We start from the raw sequence: 23009 nt of genomic DNA on the forward strand, positions 1-23009 counted from the left end.
ACGCAGCATTATATTTCCACTCGTTGTAGAATACCGGCTCGAGCGATAAAAAGTTGGCTCCCTGTTGGGAGCCACTGCAAACGAAACAGCTTTGGATTGGCTTTCGGCGAAGCAGGCCTGTTCCGTATGCTGCAAGTTTTTGACGCATTCTTGATCTATTGGTAACTCATGAACCCCATCGTAATAAATAGGCTGCAGCGGAAGCTGGGCTACACTTTTCAACAGCAGGAGCTCTTACTGCAAGCGTTAACTCACCGTAGCGCCAGCAGTAAACACAATGAACGTCTTGAGTTTCTGGGTGACTCTATTCTTAGTTTTGTCATCGCCAACGCGCTCTACCATCGTTTTCCTCGCGTAGACGAGGGCGATATGAGCCGCATGCGTGCCACGCTGGTGCGTGGTAATACGTTGGCGGAGATGGGACGCGAGTTCGATCTGGGAGAATGTCTGCGTCTGGGCCCGGGTGAGTTGAAAAGCGGTGGGTTCCGCCGCGAATCAATCCTGGCGGACACGGTAGAGGCATTAATTGGCGGCGTGTTCCTGGATAGCGATATCCAAACTGTTGAACGACTGATTTTGGACTGGTATCGCAGCCGGTTGGACGAAATCAGCCCTGGTGATAAGCAGAAAGATCCAAAAACCCGTTTACAGGAGTTTTTGCAAGGTCGTCATCTGCCGTTACCTTCTTATCTGGTGGTGCAGGTTCGCGGTGAGGCGCACGATCAGGAGTTTACTATCCACTGTCAGGTGAGTGGTTTGAGCGAACCCGTCGTGGGAACAGGCTCAAGCCGCCGTAAAGCTGAACAGGCGGCAGCGGAACAAGCGCTGAAAAAGCTGGAGCTTGAATGAGCGAAGAAAAACAATACTGTGGTTTTATCGCGATAGTCGGTCGTCCCAACGTGGGCAAATCCACGTTGCTGAACCAACTGTTGGGGCAAAAAGTCTCCATCACCTCGCGTAAACCGCAGACGACCCGTCACCGCATCATGGGTATCGACACCGATGGCGCCTATCAGGCGATTTACGTCGACACCCCGGGTCTGCACATCGAAGAAAAACGCGCCATCAACCGTTTGATGAACCGCGCAGCCAGCAGCTCAATCGGCGACGTCGAGCTGGTGATCTTCGTTGTGGAAGGAACTAACTGGACCCCTGATGATGAAATGGTGGTCAATAAGCTGCGTAGTTTGAAATGTCCGGTACTGCTGGCGATCAACAAGGTCGACAACGTTACCGACAAATCCAAACTGTTGCCGCATATCGCGTTCCTTAGCCAGCAGATGAACTTCCTCGACGTGGTGCCAATCTCTGCCGAGAAAGGCATGAACGTGGACACTATCGCGGCTATCGCACGCAAGTTATTGCCGGAAGCGGAACACCACTTCCCGGACGATTACATTACCGATCGTTCCCAGCGTTTTATGGCGTCGGAAATCATCCGTGAAAAGCTGATGCGTTTCCTGGGTGAGGAACTGCCTTACTCTGTGACGGTTGAGATCGAACAGTTTGTACCGAACGAGCGCGGTGGTTACAACGTACACGGTCTGATTCTGGTCGAGCGTGAAGGCCAGAAGAAAATGGTCATCGGTAACAAAGGTGCGAAGATCAAAACGATCGGCATCGAAGCCCGCCAGGATATGGAACAGATGTTTGAAACCAAAGTGCATCTGGAACTGTGGGTGAAAGTGAAATCGGGCTGGGCGGATGACGAACGTGCGCTGCGTAGCCTGGGCTATACCGACGATCTGAAATAACCTATCCAATGGACGGCTGGGAGCGCGCTTTCGTCCTGCATGGACGACCGTACAGTGAAACCAGTCTCATGCTGGATATGTTCACGGAAGGTCATGGGCGGGTGCGTTTGCTGGCAAAAGGCGCGCGCAGCCGCCGCTCCAATTTAAAGGGTTGCCTGCAACCCTTTACTCCTCTCTTGGTACGCTGGGGTGGGCGTGGCGAAGTCAAAACGCTGCGTAACGCCGAAGCGGTCTCCCTGGGTTTGCCTCTCAGTGGCATGATGTTGTACAGCGGCCTGTACGTGAACGAATTGCTGTCACGGGTGTTAGAACAAGAAGCCAACTACTCGGTATTGTTCTTCGATTACTTACAGTGTTTGCAGGCGCTGGCGGCTGAAGAGGTTTCGCCGGAGCTGGCATTGCGTCAGTTCGAATTGGCGTTGTTGAACCATCTGGGATACGGTCTGGATTTTCTGCATTGCGCCGGCAGCGGGTTGCCGGTGGATGAGGGTATGACCTACCGTTACCGCGAAGAAAAAGGTTTTATCGCCAGTCTGGTGGTAGACCATTACAGCTTTACCGGTCGTGAGCTACGTGCGTTGGCAGAGCGTCAGTTCCCTGATGTGTCGACATTACGTGCGGCCAAGCGTTTCACGCGTATGGCACTCAAGCCTTATCTGGGTGGAAAGCCGTTGAAGAGCCGTGAACTATTTCGTCAGTTCGTCCGTAAACAGCCGGATACCCCGGTCGACGACGCCTGACCTTTTCCCCTTTTGCCGCGCAGCCCCCACGTGTAAACTACGGCCACTGAAAATCAATTCTTTAGAGGGTTGTCATGGCTGATTTGCTGCTGGGCGTCAATATCGATCACATCGCCACGTTACGTAACGCGCGCGGAACCCAATACCCGGATCCGGTTCAGGCCGCATTTATTGCCGAGCAAGCAGGAGCCGATGGGATCACGGTACACCTTCGTGAAGATCGTCGTCATATCACCGATCGCGACGTTCGCATTTTGCGTCAGACCATCCAGACGCGCATGAATCTGGAAATGGCTGTGACGGATGAAATGCTGGATATCGCGATTGAGCTGAAGCCGCATTTTTGTTGCCTGGTGCCGGAAAAACGTGAAGAAGTGACCACTGAAGGTGGGCTGGATGTTGCCGGACAACAGGACAAAATGTCCGTTGCAGTTGAGCGACTGGCGCAGGCCGGCATTTTGGTATCGCTGTTTATCGATCCTGACCATCGGCAGATCGATGCCGCGGTGGCGGTAGGAGCCCCTTACATTGAAATCCATACCGGCGCTTATGCGGAAGCCGAAGGCGAGCTGGCGGTGAAAGCCGAGCTGCATCGTATTGCGGTTGCTGCAACTTACGCGGCAGAAAAAGGCCTGAAGGTGAATGCCGGACATGGTCTGACTTACCATAACGTTCAGCCTATCGCGGCACTGCCGGAAATGCATGAGTTGAATATCGGCCACGCGATTATTGGGCAGGCGGTGATGTGTGGTCTACCTGCTGCCGTCGCGGATATGAAACTGCTGATGCGCGAAGCACGTCGCTAATGGCCGTGCTGGGGCTGGGCACCGACATTGTCGAAATGGCGCGTATCGAAGCCGTCGTCGAGCGCAGCGGCGATCGTCTGGCGCGGCGCGTGCTGAGCGATGCCGAGTGGGCGCTGTATCAGCAGCATCAGCAGCCGGTGCGTTTCCTGGCCAAAAGGTTTGCGGTGAAAGAGGCCGTTGCCAAGGCATTTGGTACCGGTATTCGCAATGGCTTGGCGTTTAATCAGTTTGAAGTTTTTAACGACGGTCTCGGCAAGCCAAATATTCGTCTGCACGCGCGTGCTGCCGAATTGGCACAGGAAATGGGGGTGACATCCATCCACGTTTCGCTGGCCGATGAGCGCCGTTACGCCTGCGCCACGGTGATTATCGAAGGATAACAGCCTGGCTTTGCCACAAAAAAAGGGCGCCTGTTGGCGCCCTTTTCGATCTGGAACCTGGGCCGTTACAGCTGCTCGGCGTGGTGCAGCACCACAAACTTGTCCCACAGCTGTTCGTTGGTTTCGCGGTGCTGAGGGTTAACGACAATGGTATTGTCGATGGGGCACACCTGCTGGCAGGTGGGCGTATCGTAATGACCGACACATTCGGTGCAGCGATCGGCATCAATCTGGTAGATATCATCACCCATCGAAATCGCCTGATTGGGGCATTCCGGCTCGCACATGTCGCAGTTGATGCATTTCTTGGTAATCAGCAGTGCCATTTCAGTTATCTTTTAATCGGTGCACACGAACAGGCGCGCAATCTATCATAGAACCCGTTTTATTGGGCATTTTTCCACCTGCGGCTGCCAATGTGTTGCAGCGGTGAGTTTAGTCGGTTTAGACGGCTGTCATAGTAACTCCGGCGGGTCATTGGCCAACTGATCAAAATCAACCCTTTCCTGACCATTAAAGACTTGTCGCTTATCTGTCCCGGTTACTGTCTGATGCAGCTGTGGTTGTGTGACAACTATGCCTGCCTGCTGGGCAAACAGACTGATAAAATCAAAGGCACTGCGTGGCGCGTCAATGAAGGTTCGTTGTCGATCGGTATCCGCAAGCACTAACAGCGGCACCTCGTAATTTTGCCGGGTATTGCCGCCATGGCGTAGGTACAGTTTACCGTCAACATTGCGGTGAGAAAGGCCGTGATCCGAGAAATAGATTAATTTAAAGGGTTCATGGGTCTCTTGCAGCATATGGTAGGCATGTTCGATAAAGCGGTCCGTTTTGCGGTAAGTTGAAAGGTAACAGGCCAATTCAGCGTTGTTGCTGGTGAAAACCGGTGGCTCGCCGCCGAGCCGTTCGCAAAAGTCAGAATGCGATCCCATGATATGCAGAACATACAAATTCCCGGAACCATGGGTATCCAATGCGGTTTGCAACAAGGGCAGCAGCTCATCGTCGTCGGTGTTCCGCGACTGATAGTCCCCTTTCTTCAGGAACTGATACTCATCGCTGAACAGGGCTATTTTGGAGACAGGTGCATCAAATTGGCCAATCAACCCTTGGTTGGAAAACCAATGAGTACGTAATCCAGCGGCCTTTGCCAAAGTAATAATATTATCTGAAATATAGCTTTTTTTTTCGTCGCTCAATGCCAAAGTTCTTGGCAGTGATTCGAATGTATTCGGCGCAGTAGAAATATAATTACTGTAAAATGTCCCGTTTACTTGATCAAGGAATGGCGTTGTCGGCGTAGGGTAGCCAAATAATGACATATAGTCTCTGCGCATACTTTCACCGACGACAATGACATAATTAGCCTTGTTATTATCAATGCTGTTAATAGTCCAACGGGGTTGGGCTTGCATACCGGCATCAAGTTCCACCATTTGTTGGTTGTAGCTCTGGTACGACGAAAAAAATGAGGAAAAGAAATTCACTAACCTAAGGTTCTCTATGTTCCCGCTGAGTATTCTGACAAATAACAGCAGGATTAAAATCAGCAGAAATGGCAGTGCTTTCCGGACCGGGAGCGGATAGCGCCAGCAATAGCGAACAAGAAGAAACAGCATCAGCAATGTAGCAGAAGGTAATAGATAGCAGCCTACCGGTATGGCGTGCAGGAATTCGACGGCTTCTGCCTTGTTGGTTTGAAACAGCGCCGATACCACGACAACCGAAGGGGGGCCATATATTACACCGACGGGGGCATAGAACGCACATAATATAATATAGGGGATAACCAAAAAGTATCGGGTGAGGGGGATTGCAGATAATAATAGTAACGTAAGTGAAATGAAAAGAATATCAATCCCCTTCGCACCGCCGTAGCCCATCGATCTTATTAAGATAAATGCGGTGGCAACGAAGATTAAAAAGCTGCGGATCGTGGAGGATGTTATAGATATGTGGGATTTATTTAAAGTTATTGTGTGCGTTTTCATTAAGCTCAAATGTCAATATAGTGCTGTCCATGCCTGCTCAAATCGTGGGCGTGATTTAAACAATAAAAGCCACATACTCTATTATTAAACAGGTTTTTATACCTTGGTATTTGTGGCTCGGGCATTATACGGCTTAAACCAACTTTTTCACTAACTGTTCGCTGTGTTTGATGCGGTCTCGTGCGTGATCGAGATCGTGCTGAATCAAGGCCATGAACAGCAGATCGGTAAGCGCATATTGAGCGGTGCTGGAAGAAATAGCGGCGCTGCGGGTGTTGGGTTCTTCGGCGATGGTATACAAACAATGGTCGGCGCGTTGCTGCAGGCCATTGGGCGAGAAACTGGTTAGCGCCAACACTTTCGCGCCAGCCATACGGGCTTCTTCGGCCGCCAGATTGATTTCTCTGCGTTCACCGCTAAACGAAATGGCCAGCAGTAAATCCCGTTTATCCAGTGCCTGAACCGCTGCCAATTGGACGTGCATATCCGGTTCGGCAACGACCATAACACCAATTTTCAGCAGCTTGTAAGAGAAGTCTTTGGCAACCAGCCCGGAAGCGCCAATCCCCAGCAAGATGACCCTTCGCGCCTGGCGCAGCATTTCCAGTCCCTGATGAAGGCGTTCCTCACTGTTGATATCCAGTGTAGCCCGCAGAGCAGCCTGCTTTTCTACCAGTAACTTTTCACCGACGGTTTTCAATGCATCGCTGCTGAGGATCTGGTTATGCACCGTAACGACGGGTTCTGCTTGTGGGTGAGCCAGCGTTTCGCTCAACGCCAGCTTTAGCGCAGGAAAGCCTTTGTAACCCATTTTCTGCGCAAACTTCACGACGCTCGACTGACTGACCCCAGCCAACTGGGCCAGCTTTTGTGAGCTAAGGTGGCGCGCCTGCTCGGCGTTATGCAGTAGGAAATCCGCCAGCTTGCGGTCATTTTGAGCCAGTGTTGGATACATCTGGCGAATACGAAGAAGAGTACTCATTCATCTTTCTCTGGAGGCCAGCGGCCATTCTGCCACGTGGGCGGCGAAAACGCGCAGTGAAAATTTTTGTGACCGAGTCTTTAAAATAGCAAAAAACGCTCGCTTTGTTGAATAAAATATTCAGATAATAAATTAGTTTGTGAATTAAAAATTCAAAGGTGAAGAAATGAACTTAGGCGCATTGGTATCCGAAACCCGCAACCCAGCCACCATGGGGCTGGATGAAATGTCAACGCTGGAGATGGTGAGTTGTTTTAACCGGGAAGACCGAAAGGTGCCAGAGGCAATTGAGAAGGTGTTGCCTGCTATTGCTCAAGCGGTGGATTTGGCTGCGGCCGCGCTGAAGGCTGGTGGCCGGCTGATTTATCTGGGGGCAGGGACCAGCGGCCGTCTTGGCGTGCTGGATGCGTCTGAATGCCCACCGACATTCGGTGTGCCCCATGGCATGGTGATCGGACTGATTGCCGGTGGCCCAGGGGCGTTGCTCAAAGCGGTAGAAGGCGCGGAGGACGATGCCGCACTGGGTGAGGCCGATCTCTTGGCATTGAATTTGACGGCGACCGACATCGTGGTGGGGTTGGCGGCGTCTGGGCGCACACCCTATGTGATCGGTGCGTTGCGCTACGCAAGGCAACTGGGTTGCCCAACGGTAGCCATCTCCTGCAACCCGGATTCACCGATCGCGCATGAGGCGCAGGTGGCAATTTCGCCCGTCGTGGGGCCGGAAGCCTTGACCGGCTCAACGCGCATGAAATCCGGCACTGCGCAGAAGCTGGTGCTGAATATGTTGTCGACAGGTGCGATGGTCAAGCTCGGTAAGGTGTATGAAAATCTGATGGTGGATGTGAAAGCCACCAACGTAAAACTGGTGGATCGTGCCTGTCGCATCGTGATGGAAGCCACCGGAGCCGAGCGCAGTCAGGCTGAAACTGCACTGAAGCAGACCCGCTTTGAGGTCAAACCGGCAATCCTGATGATTCTGGCTGGCGTTGATGCAGATGAGGCGCAGCAGCGCTTACAGCAACATGACGGCTATTTGCGCGCGGCACTGACGCGCTAAACCATACCTGGGGCGGGCGATGGACAAAACAACGGCACTGGCAACACAGATTCTGGCGGGGATTGGCGGTGAGGGAAATATCCTCCGGCTGGAAAACTGCATGACACGGGTTCGCGTTGAGGTTAACGATGAGCAACGTCTTGATTTAGCACTGCTCAAGCAGTTACCGGGTATTAAGGGCTATATCAAGCAAGGCGAACAGCATCAATTCATCGTTGGCCCCGGTGCCGCGGCCAAGGTGGTGGACGCCATGCGTACACTGCTCAGCGGTGCCCCTGCGGCCGCTGAGGACAGTATCGCTCGCAACAAGGCGCAGGCTAAGCAAAAGTATTCGGCACCAATGAGCGGAGCGCTGAAAAAACTGGCCGATGTCTTTATTCCCCTGATACCGGCGTTTATCGCTTCCGGTCTGATTACCGGCATTATCAACGTGCTGAAGCGGCCGGATATTGCCGGCGAGCTGGCGGTGAATTATCCCAACGTGCTGGGGTTGCTGGCGATTTTCGGCAGCGCGGTGTTCGCCATCATGAATATTTTGGTGGGGGTGAATGCCGCACGGGTGTTTGGCGGTTCCCAGGCCATGGGCGGCGTGATGGCCGGTATTCTCTCCAGCCCGGCGTTGGCGCAGATCACTTTGTTTGGCGAAGCGTTGCAACCCGGGCGCGGTGGGGTAATTGCGGTGCTGTTGGTGGTGGCATTGATGTGCTGGGTGGAAAAACGCCTACGCAATTGGCTGCCAGAATCCATTGAGTTGATCCTCAATCCGCTGATTACCACGTTGGTGACGGCGTCGTTGGCCATTGTGATCCTGCAGCCGCTGGGGGGTTACATCTCTGATGCCATTGCCCACGGTGCCAATCTGGCGATCGACAAGGGTGGTCTGCTGGTGGGGGCGGTGTTGTCCGGGCTGTTCTTACCGCTGGTGTTGTCCGGTTTGCATCAAGGGCTGGTGCCGATCCACGTCGAACTGGTGCAGGCCCACGGTTCCAACCCACTGTTGCCGATTTTAGCGATGGCGGGAGTCGGTCAGGTGGGGGCCGCGTTGGCGGTATTAATGAAAACCCGCAATGCGCGCCTAAAAAAGGTGATCAAAGGGGCGTTGCCGGTCGGCATTCTCGGCATTGGCGAACCCTTGATTTTCGGTGTGACGCTGCCGTTGGGTAAACCCTTTATCGCCGCCTGCCTCGGTGGTGCGGTCGGAGGGGCGCTGATCAGCTACTGGAAAGTGGCGACGGTGATCACCTTCGGTATCTCAGGTTTACCTTTGGCGTTAACCATTGTCTCGGGTAAGGTGATGTTGTATCTGGCTGGTCTGGTGATTACCATTGCCGCTGGATTTATTTTCACCTGGATAATGGGATTCAACGATCCTGAGGAGTAGCGTTTGAGCGAGAAGCAAAGCCAACAGGCCGTGGAAGGTCGCCGCGTGGTGTTCTTTGATCTGGACGGGACGCTGCATCAGGAAGATATGTTTGGCAGTTTCTTGCGCTTCTTGTTACGTCATTTGCCGCTCAATCTGTTGCTGGTGGTGCCCTTGCTGCCGGTTATTGGAGTCACGCTGTTGGTGATGGGACGTGCCGCGCGCTGGCCCATGAGTGTACTGCTGTGGGCGATCACCTTTGGTCGAACGGAGGCCAGCCTAAAGGCGCTGGAGCGGCGTTTCGTCAGTGATTTCCGGCAAAGAGTGACGGCTTTTCCGGTGGTGCAAATGCGCTTGCGGCAATACCTCGATGCCCAGGATGCGCAAGTATGGTTGATCACGGGCTCACCAGAACGGCTTGTGGAACAGGTTTATCAGGATTCCGCTTTCTTGCCGCAGGTGCAATTGGTCGGTAGCCGTATTGTACGGCGTTACGGTGGTTGGGTTCTGACTCTACGCTGTTTAGGTGAACAGAAGGTCACCCAGTTGGAGCAGCGTCTTGGCGCACCGCTCAAGCTATACAGCGGCTACAGCGACAGCAAGCAGGATAACCCCTTGTTGTATTTCTGCGAGCACCGTTGGCGGGTCAGTAAGCTGGGTGAGCTGCAACAGTTGGAATAACAGTAAAGGGCGGAATCTCCGCCCTTTACTGTTTCTGATGGCTTACATTGCCGCGCGGAAGATGGCGACAATCTGTTTGTGGGTCGCTTGTATCGGGTTGGTGAAGCCGCAAGCGTCATTCAATGCGTTTGTTGCCAGCGTATCAAAGTCCTGTTCCTTCACCTTTAAATCACGCAGCCCAGCCGGGATGCCGACGTCTTGCGCCAGTAAACGGATGGCGGCGATACAGGCGACGGCACCTTGTTGGCTATTGAGGTGCGTCACGTCGAGGCCCATGGCGGCAGCGATGTCTTTTAGCCGTGGTGCACAAACGCTCGCATTGAACTCCTGCACATGCGGCAACAGCACGGCATTACACACCCCGTGTGGCAGGTCGTAGAAACCGCCGAGCTGGTGCGCCATGGCGTGCACATAGCCGAGCGAGGCGTTGTTGAAGGCCATCCCAGCCAGGAACTGGGCGTAGGCCATGTTTTCACGCGCCTGCATATTGTTGCCGTCGGCGACTGCGTCACGCAGCGACTCGCTGATCATGGTGACGGCTTTCAGTGCGCAAGCATCGGTAATCGGATTAGCCGCGCTGGAAACATAGGCCTCTATCGCGTGGGTGAGCGCATCCATCCCGGTCGCGGCGGTTAGCCCTTTTGGCATGCCAGCCATCAGGTGTGGATCGTTGACGGACAGGATTGGGGTAACGTGTTTGTCGACAATCGCCATTTTGATGTGACGCGCTTCATCAGTAATGATGCAAAAACGGGTCATTTCAGAGGCGGTACCTGCGGTGGTGTTAATGGCAATCATCGGTAGCTGCGGTTTGGCAGAACGATCAACACCTTCATAATCCTTGATGTCCCCACCGTTAGTCGCCAGCAGTGCAATACCTTTGGCACAATCGTGCGGTGAGCCCCCACCGAGCGAGACGACGCAATCGCACTGGTGTTCTTGCAGCAAGGCCAAGCCTTGTTTCACGTTCAGGGTGGTTGGATTTGGATGCGTGCCGTCATAAACGCAGCTTTCGATGTGCTGTGCGGCGAGTAATTGTTGAACCTGGGCGACCACGCCAATGTTATTCAATACTTTGTCGGTCACGATCAGTGCGTAACCCAGCCCCTGTTGTTTCATGGTGTTCGCTGCTTCTTCCAGACAGCCAGAACCAATCATATTGACGGAGGGGATAAAGAAAGTTGAAGCAGCCATAACTCACTCCTTGATAAACGCTTTATTGCTTGCCTCAAACACTACTATGCTAATTATTCAATGTTCATGATCTATCGCAATATCGAGGTGGATAAGTCAGGTGATTGATTTTATTTTGATTTAACCATTTGCAAGGTGTGGACTTGGCTCGTTCCGAACCAAATCCAGTAGTAAATTTAACCGTTAAGCTGGTGGGCCTTAATCATCTGTTTGATCATGAGGTTTACGGCCCAGTTGCCATATCTTCTCTGCGTAATGTCCCAGTGCCCACAGGCTGAGGCCAAGTAACACAAAGAAAATAGCCTTCGGCATGGCATCCCAGAAAAACTCGAAAAAACGCGTGTAGAGGTTAATACCAAGAAAGGTCAGGCCGAACCCGCGCAACATGGCGTCGTCACGTTTGAGTCCCAACCCAATACACCCCACCGCGGCGATACCAAACAACAGACTCCAGTGGAACAGTTCGATCTGGCGTGCGCTGTACCAACTGTCAAGATCGCCATAGTTGCCAAAGATCGACAGTAACCAGAGGGCAATAAATAGGTATAACAACCCCATCGCCAGTGAAACCCGCTCCAGACCACGGCGAGCGAGCTGCGGTTGCAGCAGCAATGCGGCAGCGATCAGTACGGCACCGAAGGCGATAAAGCGAATAGGGAAACTCATGCCCAGCCAGTAGGCACCCCAGCCCGACAGATATCCGGTTTCCGCGCCGAAGGCGTTACCGAGCGACAGCAGAGCAAACCACCACACCAGTCCCGAGCGGCTGAACCAGCCAATCACGCCATACAGCAGGGCGGCAAACATCAGCAGGAGTGAAATTCGGCCGCTGCCATTATCCAGCCAAACGCCCATCTGCCACAGGGCACAGGCGGTCAGCAAGACGGCAACAAATAACGCAGCTTCATTGCCGTAACGTTTTTCCGGATACCTTTGGCGACGTCGCAATGCCCAGGCATAGCCAAGGGCAGCGAGGATGGCGGCAATCGTCATACGCACGGGGGCATCAAAGCGGAACAGCTCACTGAGCCGGTAAAGCAGCGCACTGTCGGCGAATAGGCTACTGATGGCGATAACCAGTGAAACCAGTGCGGCAAGAAACGCATAGCGTGCCAGCCGCCGCCAGTCGAAGGGCTGTACTTCGACATGCTGGAGCAGTTGTTGCTGTTGCTGTGTCGTCAGTGCGCCTTCACTCACCCAGCCGTCCAGTGCTTTACGCACTACGGCGGCATTTTTTTTATTGAATTTCATGTTTCCTGTCCCTGAAAAACACCGTTATTGACTCAGTATATACCCGCTGCAATGCAAGCTGCAGACTTCACCTTGGCACCTGCTTACCGGTGGCGAATATCTTCGCTCCGGTTAACGCGGGCGCAGCATGCAGCGCCCCTAGTGTGTATAATGCCCGCCGCAAAGTGCACGAGGAATGATGCAATGACTGAATATAACGATGAATACTGGATGCGTCAGGCATTGCAGCTGGCCTTGCGTGCGCAAGAAGAAGGTGAAGTCCCCGTGGGGGCATTGCTGGTGCTGGATAACCAGGTCATTGGCGAAGGCTGGAATCGGCCGATTGGTCGCCACGATCCCACGGCGCATGCAGAGATCATGGCTCTGAGGCAGGGGGGCTCGGTATTGCAGAACTACCGTCTGCTGAACGCCACGCTGTATGTGACACTGGAGCCTTGTGTGATGTGTGCCGGGGCAATGGTGCATAGCCGCATTCGCCGGTTGGTATACGGCGCACCCGATGTAAAAACCGGTGCGGCAGGATCCCTGGTGGATATTTTGCGTCACCCTGGTATGAATCATCAGGTGGAAATTCTGTCCGGCGTGTTGGCCGAGGAGTGCGCTGCCACGTTGAGCAACTTTTTCCGCATGCGCCGTGAGCAGCAAAAAGCATTGAAACTGGCACAGCGCACAGGTCTGGATAAGAACCCAGATTAATCAGAAGTTAAGTGCCAGTTCCGGTGTGACGGCCGGATAGCCTTTCCCCAGTTCAGCCTGTTCGGCTGCTTCCTGTGCCGCTTTTCTCTCTTTTTCCAGTAGATAACCCACCAAACTGACCTGATAGCGCCGGATGTTCTCTACGTAGTTATAGGCTTCACGCCCGCGTGCATAACCGTAGGTCAACTGCGGGTAGTAGCGTTTTTGGCTGAGCATCGGCAGCCGTTGTTTAACGTCCACCCAGCTATCCGGGTTGCCTTTTTGCATCTTGGTCAGCTTACGGGCATCAAGCATATGGCCCCAGCCCATGTTGTAGGCCGCCAGTGAGAACCAGATGCGTTCATCTTCCGGCACGCTGTCAGGGACCTTGGCCATCAACCTTTGCAGATAGAGTGCGCCACCCTGGATGCTTTCCTCGGGATCGAGACGATCATTAACCCCCAGACCGTCGGCAGTGGCCCGCGTGAGCATCATGAGGCCGCGTACACCCGTCGGTGAGGTTGCCTGGGGATTCCAGTGCGATTCCTGATAGGCAATGGCAGCCAGCAGTTTCCAGTCGATCTCGTTGGCGTATTTTTCAAACAGCGAGCGGAATGTCGGCAGGACTGAGTCGATAGCTGACAGGAAGGTTTTGGTATCAACGTAATCGAAGCTGCCGACGTGGCCGAGATATTTCTCTTCCAGCCGTGCCAACGTCCCGTCGTCAACCATCTGGCTGTAGAAGTCCAACATGGCTGCATACAGGCTGTCGTCAGTGCCGCGTTTCAAATACCAGGTGACAGGTTCTTCGTCAGTAACATCGAAGGCGACCGCCAGCTGCGGGTGGATACGTTGCAGCAGGGCAATGGTCACTGAATCCCCGAGGGTATAGTCCAGCTTGCCGTCAGCGACCTGCTCCAACAGCTCCTTTGAGGTGAGGTCGCTGGAGGATTCCCAACTGAGGTTCGGGAACTTACTTTGCTTAAGCTGCTTCAGCGTGCTGACGTGTGCGGAGCCAGAGGCAACGGCCAGCTTGCCTTTAATATCGGCAAAGGTTTTTGGCCGCGCTGTTCCCAAGCGGTAGACCAACTGTTGGGAAACGGAATAATACGCCGGACCGGTGCGCGCGCGGCTCAGGCGATCCTGATTGTAGATCAGGCCCGCAGCCAGCAGGTCTGCATCGTCGTCGTCTAAATCGTCAAAAAGGTCATTGATATTCTTATGTGGGATCACCACCAGTTTCACACCCAGATAGTTGGCGAAGCGTTTTGCCAACTCATAGTCGAGACCACTCGGCCCCTGTTTGGTCGTGAAATAGGTTAACGGCGAGTTTAGCGTACTGATACGCAACTCTCCGCGGGATTTAATCTCTTCGAGTTGCCCACCCTGACCGCCGCGCCAGGTAATATTGGGCCACAGGGCGAGCGCCAGAAGCAAGGTAACAACACCGATTAGAATGTAGTTTATTTTAAGGCGTTTCAAATAGTTATCCAGTGGTGGCACACGTACACTGCCGACAGCAAACCAGTATTTTCTTATGGTTAAATCACCAGTGCGGGGGCATTTTGCGCAACAAAACGCCAGCGTGCAACTTTATTGACACGTTATGACAATTCGATGGCGCAAACAGCTTTTATCAATAATAGCTACGCAAACGGTTTCGTCTGCGGCGTAGATTCTCTATAATGGCGCGCGTTTTCCCCCTGTTGCGCCCAATGAAGTGCTGAAGTCAGTTGCTTCGAAGACGAGAGAACTTTGATTATGGAAATACTGCGTGGTTCGCCCGCTTTGTCGGCTTTTCGTGTTACCAAACTGCTGTCCCGCTGTCAGGACGCTCAACTTCCTGTTAGTGATATCTACGCCGAGTACGTCCACTTTGCTGATGTTAGCGCGCCGCTAAACGCCGAAGAGCATGCCAAGCTCCAGCGTCTACTCAAGTACGGCCCCTCTCTCGCCGAACATGCCCCTGAAGGCCGCTTGCTGCTGGTGACGCCGCGTCCGGGCACTATTTCTCCGTGGTCTTCCAAAGCCAGCGATATCGCCCATAACTGCGGTTTGACGCAGGTATTGCGGTTGGAGCGTGGCCTGGCGTTCTACGTCAAAGCGCCGACCTTGACCGAAGCGCAATGGCAGCAGCTTGCTGTACTGTTGCACGATCGCATGATGGAAACCGTCTTCAGCAGTTTGCAACAGGCGGAACAACTGTTCGCTCAGCATCAGCCTGCGCCTTACCAGGCAATCGATATGCTGGGTGAAGGGCGCAGCGCGCTGGAACAGGCCAACATCAAGTTGGGTCTGGCGCTGGCCGAGGATGAAATTGACTATCTTCTGAATGCCTTTACCGGTCTGGGGCGCAACCCGACGGATATCGAACTCTATATGTTTGCGCAGGCCAACTCTGAGCACTGCCGCCATAAAATTTTCAACGCCGATTGGATCATCGACGGTGTGCAACAGCCGAAGTCGCTGTTCAAAATGATCAAAAACACGTTTGAGCAGACGCCGGATTATGTGCTGTCGGCTTATAAAGATAACGCCGCAGTGATGGAGGGATCGCAGGTCGGGCGCTTCTTCGCTGAGTCGGCAAGCGGTCAATATGATTATCATCAGGAAGAAGCACATATTCTGATGAAGGTAGAAACCCATAACCACCCGACAGCAATCTCCCCATGGCCTGGCGCAGCTACCGGCTCCGGCGGTGAGATCCGTGACGAGGGGGCTACCGGTCGTGGTGCAAAACCCAAGGCGGGTCTGGTCGGTTTCTCGGTCTCCAACCTGCGTATTCCTGGCTTTGAACAGCCGTGGGAGCAGGATTTCGGTAAACCTGATCGCATCGTTACCGCACTGGACATCATGACCGAAGGCCCATTAGGCGGCGCGGCATTCAACAACGAATTTGGCCGCCCGGCGCTGGTGGGTTACTTCCGTACCTATGAAGAGCAGGTCAACAGCCATAACGGCGTGGAACTGCGTGGCTACCACAAGCCGATCATGCTGGCGGGCGGTATCGGCAACATTCGCGCCGATCACGTGCAAAAAGGGGAAATCACCGTAGGCGCCAAACTGGTGGTGCTGGGTGGCCCGGCAATGAACATCGGTTTGGGCGGTGGTGCTGCTTCTTCGATGGCGTCCGGCCAGTCCGACGCCGATCTGGATTTCGCCTCAGTACAGCGCGACAACCCGGAAATGGAGCGTCGTTGCCAGGAAGTGATCGACCGCTGCTGGCAGCTGGGTGCACAAAACCCCATCCTGTTTATTCACGATGTGGGCGCCGGTGGCTTGTCCAACGCCATGCCTGAGCTGGTCAGTGACGGTGGCCGCGGCGGCCGTTTCGAACTGCGCGATATTCTGAACGACGAACCGGGCATGAGCCCGCTGGAAGTCTGGTGTAACGAATCTCAAGAACGTTATGTCATGGCAATTGCGCCAGCACAGATGGCGCAGTTTGATGAGATTTGCCGCCGTGAACGCGCCCCTTATGCCGTGATTGGTGAAGCGACCGAAGAACAGCATTTGACGCTGAACGACAGTCATTTCGACAATCAACCGATCGATATGCCTTTGGACGTGCTGCTGGGCAAAACGCCGAAGATGACCCGCGACGTAACGCGTCTGCAGGCCAAAGGCCAGCCGGTACAGCGCGACAACATCACGGTGGCTGATGCGGTCAAACGCGTTCTGCACCTGCCGGCCGTCGCCGAGAAAACTTTCCTGATCACCATTGGCGACCGTACCGTGACCGGTATGGTAGCGCGTGATCAGATGGTAGGTCCGTGGCAGATCCCGGTAGCGGACTGTGCGGTTACGACCGCCAGCCTGGACAGTTACTACGGTGAAGCGATGTCGATCGGCGAGCGTGCACCGGTTGCTCTGCTGGACTTCGCCGCCTCCGGCCGTCTGGCGGTAGGGGAAGCCCTGACCAACCTGGCAGCAACTGAGATTGGTTCGCTCAAACGTGTGAAGCTTTCCGCTAACTGGATGGCAGCGGCAGGTCACCCGGGTGAAGATGCCGGTCTGTATGAAGCCGTGAAAGCCGTCGGCGAAGAGCTTTGCCCAGCGCTGGGTATCACGATTCCCGTGGGCAAAGACTCAATGTCGATGAAAACTCGCTGGCAGGAAGGTAACGAACAGCGCGAAATGACCTCGCCGTTGTCGTTGGTCATCACTGGTTTTGCCCGCGTGGAAGACGTGCGTCACACCGTGACGCCGCAGTTGCGTACCGATAAAGGCGACAGCGCGCTGTTGTTGATCGACTTGGGTAACGGGCATAACGCGCTGGGCGCCACCGCATTGGCACAGGTTTACCGTCAGTTAGGCGATAAACCGGCCGACGTGCGTAACGTCGAGCAATTGGCGGGCTTCTTTAACGCCATGCAAAAACTGGTGGCCGATCGCGCACTGTTGGCCTATCACGACCGCTCTGACGGTGGCCTGCTGGTCACGTTGGCAGAAATGGCATTTGCCGGCCATTGCGGTGTGCAGGCGGATATTAAAGCGCTGGGCGATGATGCACTGGCTGCACTGTTCAACGAAGAGTTGGGCGCGGTGATCCAGGTCACGGCTGACCAGCTTGACGCGGTGCAACAGGTGTTTGCCCAACATGGTTTGACGGACAATGTGCACCACATCGGCAGCGTACAGGCTGGCGACCGCTTTGTGATCGCTCAGGGCGATAAAACGGTGTACAGCGAAAGCCGCGCGACGTTGCGTACCTGGTGGGCGGAAACGACCTGGCAGATGCAGCGCCTGCGTGATAACCCTGAGTGTGCCGATCAGGAGCACAAGGCCAAGCAGGATGAACGCGATCCTGGCCTGAACGTCAAACTGAGCTTCGCGCCAGAAGAAGACATTGCAGCGCCGTACATTGCCAAGGGCGCACGTCCTAAAGTGGCGGTGCTGCGTGAGCAGGGGGTTAACTCCCATGTTGAAATGGCAGCAGCATTCCATCGCGCCGGTTTTGATGCGGTAGATGTGCATATGAGCGATTTGCTCGAAGGGCGCCGCGATCTACAGGACTTCCATACCCTGGTCGCCTGTGGTGGCTTCTCGTACGGCGACGTATTGGGTGCCGGTGAAGGTTGGGCGAAGTCGATTCTGTTCAACGATCGCGTTCGCGACGAGTTTGAATCTTTCTTCCACCGTCCGCAAACCCTGGCATTGGGTGTGTGTAACGGTTGCCAGATGATGTCTAACCTGCGTGATCTGATCCCAGGGGCAGAACATTGGCCTCGCTTTGTACGCAACCTGTCTGACCGCTTCGAAGCGCGTTTCAGCCTGGTGGAAGTGGCGGCCAGCCCGTCACTGTTCATGCAAGGTATGGCGGGTTCACGTATGCCGATCGCCGTGTCTCACGGTGAAGGGCATGTCGAGGTGCGCGATGCTGCACACCTGGCGGCGTTGGAGCACCATGGTCTGGTAGCCTTGCGATTTGTTGATAATATGGGCCATGTGACGGAAACCTACCCTGCTAACCCGAACGGTTCGCCGAACGGTATCACCGCGGTAACCAGCACTAATGGCCGTGCGACGGTGATGATGCCGCATCCAGAGCGTGTATTCCGCACCGTCAGTAACTCATGGCATCCAGAAGAGTGGGGCGAAGATAGCCCGTGGATGCGCATGTTCCGTAATGCCCGTAAACAGCTGGGCTAAGCGATAACGCTGTAGTGCCAAAGGGGGAGCAAGAGATTGCTCCCCCTTTCTCTATCATGATGTCGGTGAGTTGTCTGCATTTTGCGACAGAGGGTATTTTCATTGTCTCTAAAAAGAGACACATAAATTATTGATTTTTAATGGTGAAAAATTAATTGCGTTAAGTTGTCGGGTTTTGGAGACAGGGTGGTGTTTTTTTCCTCATCCAATGCCGTGGTAAAGCGGCCGTTTTAGCATTGAATTAAGTTATTGTTGTTTAATTTCATATGCTTAATAAATTTGTTGAAAAGTTGGCACGATAAGTGCATTATTCTCTTCAGTTGCTCATTCACCTTTTTATGATGGCCCCGTAATTAAACGGAATAGTTGCCTCATAAGCCTCCGAATGATGCCAAAGAAATGGTGCCTATCGTCCAACCAAACCGATAATAGACGCGCAAGCGCTTTATCAAGCATCGGGCGACACGTGGAGTGAGGCACCGCCTGTATCCACCTGTGATGAGTCTTCATCAATTACGGATACTTACGGATGCTATTCGTCCTGTTCGATGCCAGCTTTGTGCTACATCACCCTGGGGACGAGGTTTAAGGGCATCCACACTTTCTTGCGTGGGGCAGTTCTGCCCCAACGTCAAATACCCATCATAGATGCAACGCCAATTATTTTGGGTATCACGATAGCCCCAATCGCAGACATCACTCACGCACGGCACGCTTGCCTGTATTTTCCTGACGCTCCGCTGAACGCCGGGCTTTCCTCTCATCGGCGACTCGGTTAGCATCAAAGCAGACTAGAGACAATGAGATGATTTCGTTGAAAAGATGGCGTTTATTTCCCCGCTCACTGCGTCAACTGGTGCTGATGGCGTTCCTGCTGGTGCTGTTGCCGCTGCTGGTGTTGGCTTATCAGGCCTACCAGAGCCTGGATCACCTCAGCGCGCAGGCGGCTGACATCAACCGCACCACGCTGGTGGATGCGCGACGCAGCGAGGCCATGACCAGCGTGGCGCTGGAAATGGAGCGCAGCTATCGCCAGTATTGTGTACTGGTCGATCCGACCCTGGAGAAGCTGTATCAGAACCAACGAAAACAGTATTCGCAGATGCTCGACGCACATGCCCCCATCCTGCCTGATGAACGTTATTATCAAACCTTGCGTAATTTGCTGACCCAGCTTGCGGCGATCAAATGTCAAAGCAGCGGCCCGGACGCACAGGCGTCGGCACTGCTGGAGTCATTTTCACGCTCAAATGCCGAAATGGTGCAGGCCACGCGTGCCGTGGTGTATTCCCGTGGCCAACAGTTGCAGCAGGCGATTGCCGAACGCGGCCAGTTCTTCGGCTGGCAGGCGCTAATGCTGTTTCTGGTCAGTGTGATGCTGGTGGTGCTGTTTACCCGCATGATTATCGGCCCGGTAAAAGCGGTAGAGCGGATGATCAACCGATTAGGGGAAGGGCGAGCATTAGGGAGTACCGCGTCTTTTAAAGGGCCGCGTGAACTACGTTCGCTGGCGCAACGCATTATTTGGCTGAGCGAGCGGTTAGCCTGGTTGGAATCGCAGCGCCATGAGTTTTTGCGCCATATCTCGCATGAATTGAAGACGCCGCTGGCCAGCATGCGCGAGGGGACGGAGTTGCTGGCGGACGAAGTCGCCGGCCCGTTAACCTCCGATCAAAAAGAAGTGGTGACCATTCTCGATCAGAGTAGCCGTCACTTGCAGCAACTGATCGAACAACTGCTGGATTACAACCGTAAACTGGCGGATGGCCCGGCGGAACATGAGAATGTGGCGTTGGAGGAGATGGTCGAAATGGTCGTTGCTGCGCACAGTTTACCGGCCCGGGCAAAAATGATCCGCACCGAGATCCAACTGGATGCGGAAATCTGCTGGGCAGAGCCTACGCTATTAATGCGCGTACTGGATAATCTCTACTCCAATGCGGTGCACTACGGTAAGGAATCCGGTAACATTTGGATCCGCAGCCGTCAGGTTGGGCAACGGGTACAGATTGATGTCGCCAATAGCGGCACGCCGATCCCCGACGCTGAGAAAATCATGATTTTTGAGCCTTTTTTCCAAGGTAGTCACCAGCGAAAAGGGGCGGTAAAAGGAAGCGGTCTTGGGCTAAGTATCGCGCAGGATTGTATCCGCCGGATGCGCGGGGAGCTGCAGCTGGTTGAAGTCGCTGGCGCAGACGTCTGCTTCCGCATTGAATTGCCATTAACCGCCGAGAATGAATAATAATGTACACATGGTCTAAACGCCTTCGTCTCTCACAGACCGAACGTTCACCGCGTGCCACACTGGGTACGCCGCTCGGCAAGCGTCGTTTTTCCTTTTTAGGCAGCGTTCTTTTTGTCCCTTTTCTACTGGCTGGGTGTGTTGATCGCGCGGTCAGCGGCGGCTTAAGCCAGCCGCAGCAGGAAGCGATCCCGGACACAAAAGTGGTGGATTACCGCATTGCAGCGTGTGACACCCTGTGGCCTCTCGACGAAAAAGATGCGTTGAATAACTCTCTTTACTGGCTGCGCGCCATGGATTGTGCCGATCGTATCGGTTCCACTCAGGCGCGTGCGCTGGCGAAAACCCTGCCCGGAGACAGTTGGGATGGGATTTTCAAACAAAGCATCCTGTTGGGTAGTGCTGAGCCAACCTCGGGTGAGCGCCGCCAGATGATCGATCGCCTGAACAGCTACCGCCTGGAGTTCCCAAGTTCATTGCGCCCGTTATTGCAATTGTGGCGTCAGCAGCAGGTCCTGCAGATAACGCTGTTTGATGAAAAGGCTCGCTACCAACATCTGCAGGAAAGCTCCGACAGCCAGATAGATCAGTTGCGCCAGAGCCAGATACGTTTACAGGCACAGTTGCAGGATACGTCGCGCAAGCTGGAAAACCTGACCGATATTGAGCGTCAGCTCTCTTCGCGCAAGCAGCTGCAAACTGACATCCCGGACAATAGCGCGACGCAACAAAAAACCGACTCCGCGAAGAAAGTGACCCCAAACAAAGCCGCAGAGTCGGACGCGGAACCGGAGAAGGGCACAGCCTTGCCGGTGGAACCGGAAGATACTTATGCGCCGTCCCCTGCTAACAAGGAGTCCCACGCGCAATGACAGCACGCAAACCGGCCAATCTATTATTGGTTGACGACGATCCCAGCCTGCTCAAGCTGTTGGGAATGCGCCTGACCAGCGAAGGTTTTCATGTCACCACCGCGGAAAGCGGTCAGGAAGCGCTGCGCCTGTTAGGGCGCGAAAAAATCGATCTGGTGATAAGCGATCTACGGATGGATGAAATGGACGGCATGGCGCTGTTTGCCGAGATCCAGAAACATCAGCCCGGCATGCCGGTGATCATCCTTACCGCCCACGGCTCGATCCCGGATGCGGTGGCCGCCACCCAGCAAGGGGTGTTCAGCTTCCTGACCAAGCCGGTGGATCGCGATGCGTTGTATAAGGCCATCGACGAAGCGCTGTCATTGTCGTTACCTGCGGGTGATGACAGCTGGCGTGAAGAGATAGTCACCCGCAGCCCGATTATGCTGCGCTTGCTAGAGCAGGCAAAAATGGTGGCGCAGTCCGATGTCAGCGTCTTGATCAACGGTCACAGCGGTACCGGTAAAGAGGTGCTGGCGCAAGCGATCCACGGTGCCAGCCCGCGGGGTAAAAAGGCGTTTATTGCCATTAACTGCGGCGCATTGCCCGAGCAATTGCTGGAGTCTGAGCTGTTCGGCCATGCCAAAGGGGCATTTACCGGTGCAGTCAGCAGCCGTGAAGGGCTATTCCAGGCGGCAGCTGGCGGTACGCTGTTTCTCGATGAGATCGGCGATATGCCGCTTTCGCTCCAGGTTAAACTGTTGCGTGTGCTGCAAGAGCGCAAGGTCCGCCCGTTGGGCAGCAACCGTGACCTGGACATTGACGTTCGTATTATTTCCGCCACTCACCGCGATCTGCAAAAGGCGATGGCGAAAAACGAATTCCGTGAGGATTTGTACTACCGCCTGAATGTGGTGAACCTGAAAATCCCTGCGCTGAATGAGCGCGCTGAGGATATTCCATTATTGGCTAATCATCTGCTGCGCGAGTCTGCCAAACGCCACAAACCCTTTGTCCGTAGCTTCTCTTCGGACGCCATGAAACGCCTGATGACCGCGACCTGGCCGGGTAACGTGCGCCAACTGGTGAACGTAATCGAACAGTGTGTGGCCTTGACCTCCGCGCCGGTGATCAGTGAAGCGCTGGTGGAACAGGCGCTGGAAGGGGAAAACACCGCCTTGCCGACCTTTGTCGAGGCGCGTAATCAGTTTGAATTACATTATTTGCGCAAGCTGTTGCAGATCACCAAAGGTAACGTGACTCAGGCCGCACGTATGGCAGGCCGCAACCGTACCGAGTTTTATAAATTGCTGTCGCGTCATGAACTGGACGCCAACGATTTTAAAGAATGATGTTTTCCGCTGCGGCCTGCTTACGCAGGTTC

The 23009-nt window shown here is 54.3% G+C and carries 19 protein-coding genes; 13 read left to right on the top strand and 6 right to left on the bottom strand.

Annotation, left to right across the window (positions count from 1 at the left end; all coding sequences use genetic code 11):
- The first annotated feature begins 168 nt into the window (after window positions 1–168).
- From rnc to acpS, 5 genes are all read left to right on the top strand, one after another.
- Window positions 169–849: a ribonuclease III gene (rnc, locus tag AC2FC2_RS16495; RefSeq protein ID WP_037422087.1), complete on the top strand. Its 681-nt coding sequence runs from the start codon at window positions 169–171 to the stop codon at window positions 847–849.
- The gene (gene era / locus AC2FC2_RS16500; protein ID WP_209638454.1) at window positions 846–1754 is read left to right on the top strand and encodes a GTPase Era; all 909 of its coding nucleotides are present in this window, start codon (window positions 846–848) and stop codon (window positions 1752–1754) included. The genes rnc and era overlap by 4 nt, the downstream gene beginning before the upstream one ends.
- An 8-nt stretch (window positions 1755–1762) precedes the next feature.
- Window positions 1763–2494 carry a DNA repair protein RecO gene (gene recO / locus AC2FC2_RS16505; protein WP_209638452.1) on the top strand — a complete coding sequence of 244 codons (732 nt, stop codon included), beginning with the start codon at window positions 1763–1765 and terminating at the stop codon, window positions 2492–2494.
- 74 nt (window positions 2495–2568) lie between these two features.
- Entirely contained in the window at window positions 2569–3300 is a 732-nt protein-coding gene (gene pdxJ / locus AC2FC2_RS16510; RefSeq protein ID WP_265556717.1) for a pyridoxine 5'-phosphate synthase, read from the top strand.
- Entirely contained in the window at window positions 3300–3680 is a 381-nt protein-coding gene (gene acpS, locus AC2FC2_RS16515; protein ID WP_209638448.1) for a holo-ACP synthase, read from the top strand. The genes pdxJ and acpS overlap by 1 nt, the downstream gene beginning before the upstream one ends.
- A gap of 65 nt (window positions 3681–3745) precedes the next feature.
- Here acpS and AC2FC2_RS16520 read toward each other — a convergent pair whose 3' ends face one another.
- From AC2FC2_RS16520 to AC2FC2_RS16530, 3 genes are all read right to left on the bottom strand, one after another.
- Window positions 3746–4006: a YfhL family 4Fe-4S dicluster ferredoxin gene (locus AC2FC2_RS16520; protein ID WP_490659555.1), complete on the bottom strand. Its 261-nt coding sequence runs from the start codon at window positions 4004–4006 to the stop codon at window positions 3746–3748.
- A gap of 129 nt (window positions 4007–4135) precedes the next feature.
- Window positions 4136–5674 (bottom strand): phosphoethanolamine transferase, encoded by a 1539-nt coding sequence (locus tag AC2FC2_RS16525; RefSeq protein WP_490659556.1) that lies wholly within the window; start codon window positions 5672–5674, stop codon window positions 4136–4138.
- A 133-nt stretch (window positions 5675–5807) separates the two neighbouring features.
- On the bottom strand, window positions 5808–6656 hold the full coding sequence (locus tag AC2FC2_RS16530) for a MurR/RpiR family transcriptional regulator (protein WP_490659557.1): 849 nt from the start codon (window positions 6654–6656) through the stop codon (window positions 5808–5810).
- Window positions 6657–6822: 166 nt separating this feature from the next.
- Between AC2FC2_RS16530 and murQ the strand changes: the two genes are divergently transcribed.
- From murQ to yfhb, 3 genes are read left to right on the top strand one after another with little or no spacing between them, the layout of a single operon-like run.
- Window positions 6823–7716: an N-acetylmuramic acid 6-phosphate etherase gene (gene murQ / locus AC2FC2_RS16535; RefSeq protein ID WP_209638441.1), complete on the top strand. Its 894-nt coding sequence runs from the start codon at window positions 6823–6825 to the stop codon at window positions 7714–7716.
- Window positions 7717–7735: 19 nt separating this feature from the next.
- A complete protein-coding gene (locus AC2FC2_RS16540; protein ID WP_490659558.1) occupies window positions 7736–9097 on the top strand; it encodes a PTS transporter subunit EIIC in 1362 nt (453 codons plus the stop codon).
- Between the two features lie 3 nt (window positions 9098–9100).
- Entirely contained in the window at window positions 9101–9757 is a 657-nt protein-coding gene (yfhb, locus tag AC2FC2_RS16545; protein ID WP_209638437.1) for a phosphatidylglycerophosphatase C, read from the top strand.
- 42 nt (window positions 9758–9799) lie between these two features.
- Here yfhb and yiaY read toward each other — a convergent pair whose 3' ends face one another.
- Window positions 9800–10951, bottom strand: coding sequence for an L-threonine dehydrogenase (yiaY, locus tag AC2FC2_RS16550; RefSeq protein WP_209638435.1), 1152 nt, complete (start codon window positions 10949–10951; stop codon window positions 9800–9802).
- A 198-nt stretch (window positions 10952–11149) separates the two neighbouring features.
- Complete coding sequence (locus tag AC2FC2_RS16555; protein WP_490659559.1) at window positions 11150–12202, bottom strand: DUF2157 domain-containing protein; 1053 nt, start codon at window positions 12200–12202, stop codon at window positions 11150–11152.
- A gap of 183 nt (window positions 12203–12385) precedes the next feature.
- Here AC2FC2_RS16555 and tadA point away from each other — a divergent pair, with 183 nt between their 5' ends.
- Window positions 12386–12898 (top strand): tRNA adenosine(34) deaminase TadA, encoded by a 513-nt coding sequence (tadA, locus tag AC2FC2_RS16560; protein ID WP_209638432.1) that lies wholly within the window; start codon window positions 12386–12388, stop codon window positions 12896–12898.
- Here tadA and mltF read toward each other — a convergent pair whose 3' ends face one another.
- Window positions 12899–14359 carry a membrane-bound lytic murein transglycosylase MltF gene (mltF, locus tag AC2FC2_RS16565; RefSeq protein ID WP_209638430.1) on the bottom strand — a complete coding sequence of 487 codons (1461 nt, stop codon included), beginning with the start codon at window positions 14357–14359 and terminating at the stop codon, window positions 12899–12901.
- Window positions 14360–14635: 276 nt separating this feature from the next.
- On the opposite strand from mltF, the gene purL reads away from it, so the two are divergent.
- The 4 genes from purL (at window position 14636) to glrR (ending at window position 22977) form a co-directional block, all read left to right on the top strand.
- On the top strand, window positions 14636–18529 hold the full coding sequence (purL, locus tag AC2FC2_RS16570; RefSeq protein WP_209638588.1) for a phosphoribosylformylglycinamidine synthase: 3894 nt from the start codon (window positions 14636–14638) through the stop codon (window positions 18527–18529).
- A gap of 805 nt (window positions 18530–19334) precedes the next feature.
- Window positions 19335–20771, top strand: a complete 1437-nt coding sequence (locus AC2FC2_RS16575; RefSeq protein WP_209638428.1) for a sensor histidine kinase — start codon at window positions 19335–19337, stop codon at window positions 20769–20771.
- Between the two features lie 2 nt (window positions 20772–20773).
- Window positions 20774–21643 (top strand): two-component system QseEF-associated lipoprotein QseG, encoded by an 870-nt coding sequence (gene qseG, locus AC2FC2_RS16580; RefSeq protein WP_265556709.1) that lies wholly within the window; start codon window positions 20774–20776, stop codon window positions 21641–21643.
- Window positions 21640–22977 carry a two-component system response regulator GlrR gene (gene glrR / locus AC2FC2_RS16585; RefSeq protein WP_209638424.1) on the top strand — a complete coding sequence of 446 codons (1338 nt, stop codon included), beginning with the start codon at window positions 21640–21642 and terminating at the stop codon, window positions 22975–22977. The genes qseG and glrR overlap by 4 nt, the downstream gene beginning before the upstream one ends.
- Window positions 22978–23009: the final 32 nt, after the last annotated feature.

It is taken from the genome of Serratia sp. CoH_122_TC_1 (assembly GCF_058191755.1).

Excerpts from the sequence above, each read along its gene's own strand:
- AC2FC2_RS16575 (WP_209638428.1), top strand. The coding sequence starts at position 19,335 with ATGATTTCGTTGAAAAGATGGCGTTTATTTCCCCGCTCACTGCGTCAA.
- yiaY (WP_209638435.1), bottom strand. The coding sequence starts at position 10,951 with ATGGCTGCTTCAACTTTCTTTATCCCCTCCGTCAATATGATTGGTTCT.
- glrR (WP_209638424.1), top strand. The coding sequence starts at position 21,640 with ATGACAGCACGCAAACCGGCCAATCTATTATTGGTTGACGACGATCCC.
- acpS (WP_209638448.1), top strand. The coding sequence starts at position 3,300 with ATGGCCGTGCTGGGGCTGGGCACCGACATTGTCGAAATGGCGCGTATC.
- AC2FC2_RS16520 (WP_490659555.1), bottom strand. The coding sequence starts at position 4,006 with ATGGCACTGCTGATTACCAAGAAATGCATCAACTGCGACATGTGCGAG.
- rnc (WP_037422087.1), top strand. The coding sequence starts at position 169 with ATGAACCCCATCGTAATAAATAGGCTGCAGCGGAAGCTGGGCTACACT.
- AC2FC2_RS16555 (WP_490659559.1), bottom strand. The coding sequence starts at position 12,202 with ATGAAATTCAATAAAAAAAATGCCGCCGTAGTGCGTAAAGCACTGGAC.
- recO (WP_209638452.1), top strand. The coding sequence starts at position 1,763 with ATGGACGGCTGGGAGCGCGCTTTCGTCCTGCATGGACGACCGTACAGT.
- tadA (WP_209638432.1), top strand. The coding sequence starts at position 12,386 with ATGACTGAATATAACGATGAATACTGGATGCGTCAGGCATTGCAGCTG.
- pdxJ (WP_265556717.1), top strand. The coding sequence starts at position 2,569 with ATGGCTGATTTGCTGCTGGGCGTCAATATCGATCACATCGCCACGTTA.
- qseG (WP_265556709.1), top strand. The coding sequence starts at position 20,774 with ATGTACACATGGTCTAAACGCCTTCGTCTCTCACAGACCGAACGTTCA.
- murQ (WP_209638441.1), top strand. The coding sequence starts at position 6,823 with ATGAACTTAGGCGCATTGGTATCCGAAACCCGCAACCCAGCCACCATG.
- AC2FC2_RS16540 (WP_490659558.1), top strand. The coding sequence starts at position 7,736 with ATGGACAAAACAACGGCACTGGCAACACAGATTCTGGCGGGGATTGGC.
- era (WP_209638454.1), top strand. The coding sequence starts at position 846 with ATGAGCGAAGAAAAACAATACTGTGGTTTTATCGCGATAGTCGGTCGT.
- AC2FC2_RS16530 (WP_490659557.1), bottom strand. The coding sequence starts at position 6,656 with ATGAGTACTCTTCTTCGTATTCGCCAGATGTATCCAACACTGGCTCAA.
- AC2FC2_RS16525 (WP_490659556.1), bottom strand. The coding sequence starts at position 5,674 with ATGAAAACGCACACAATAACTTTAAATAAATCCCACATATCTATAACA.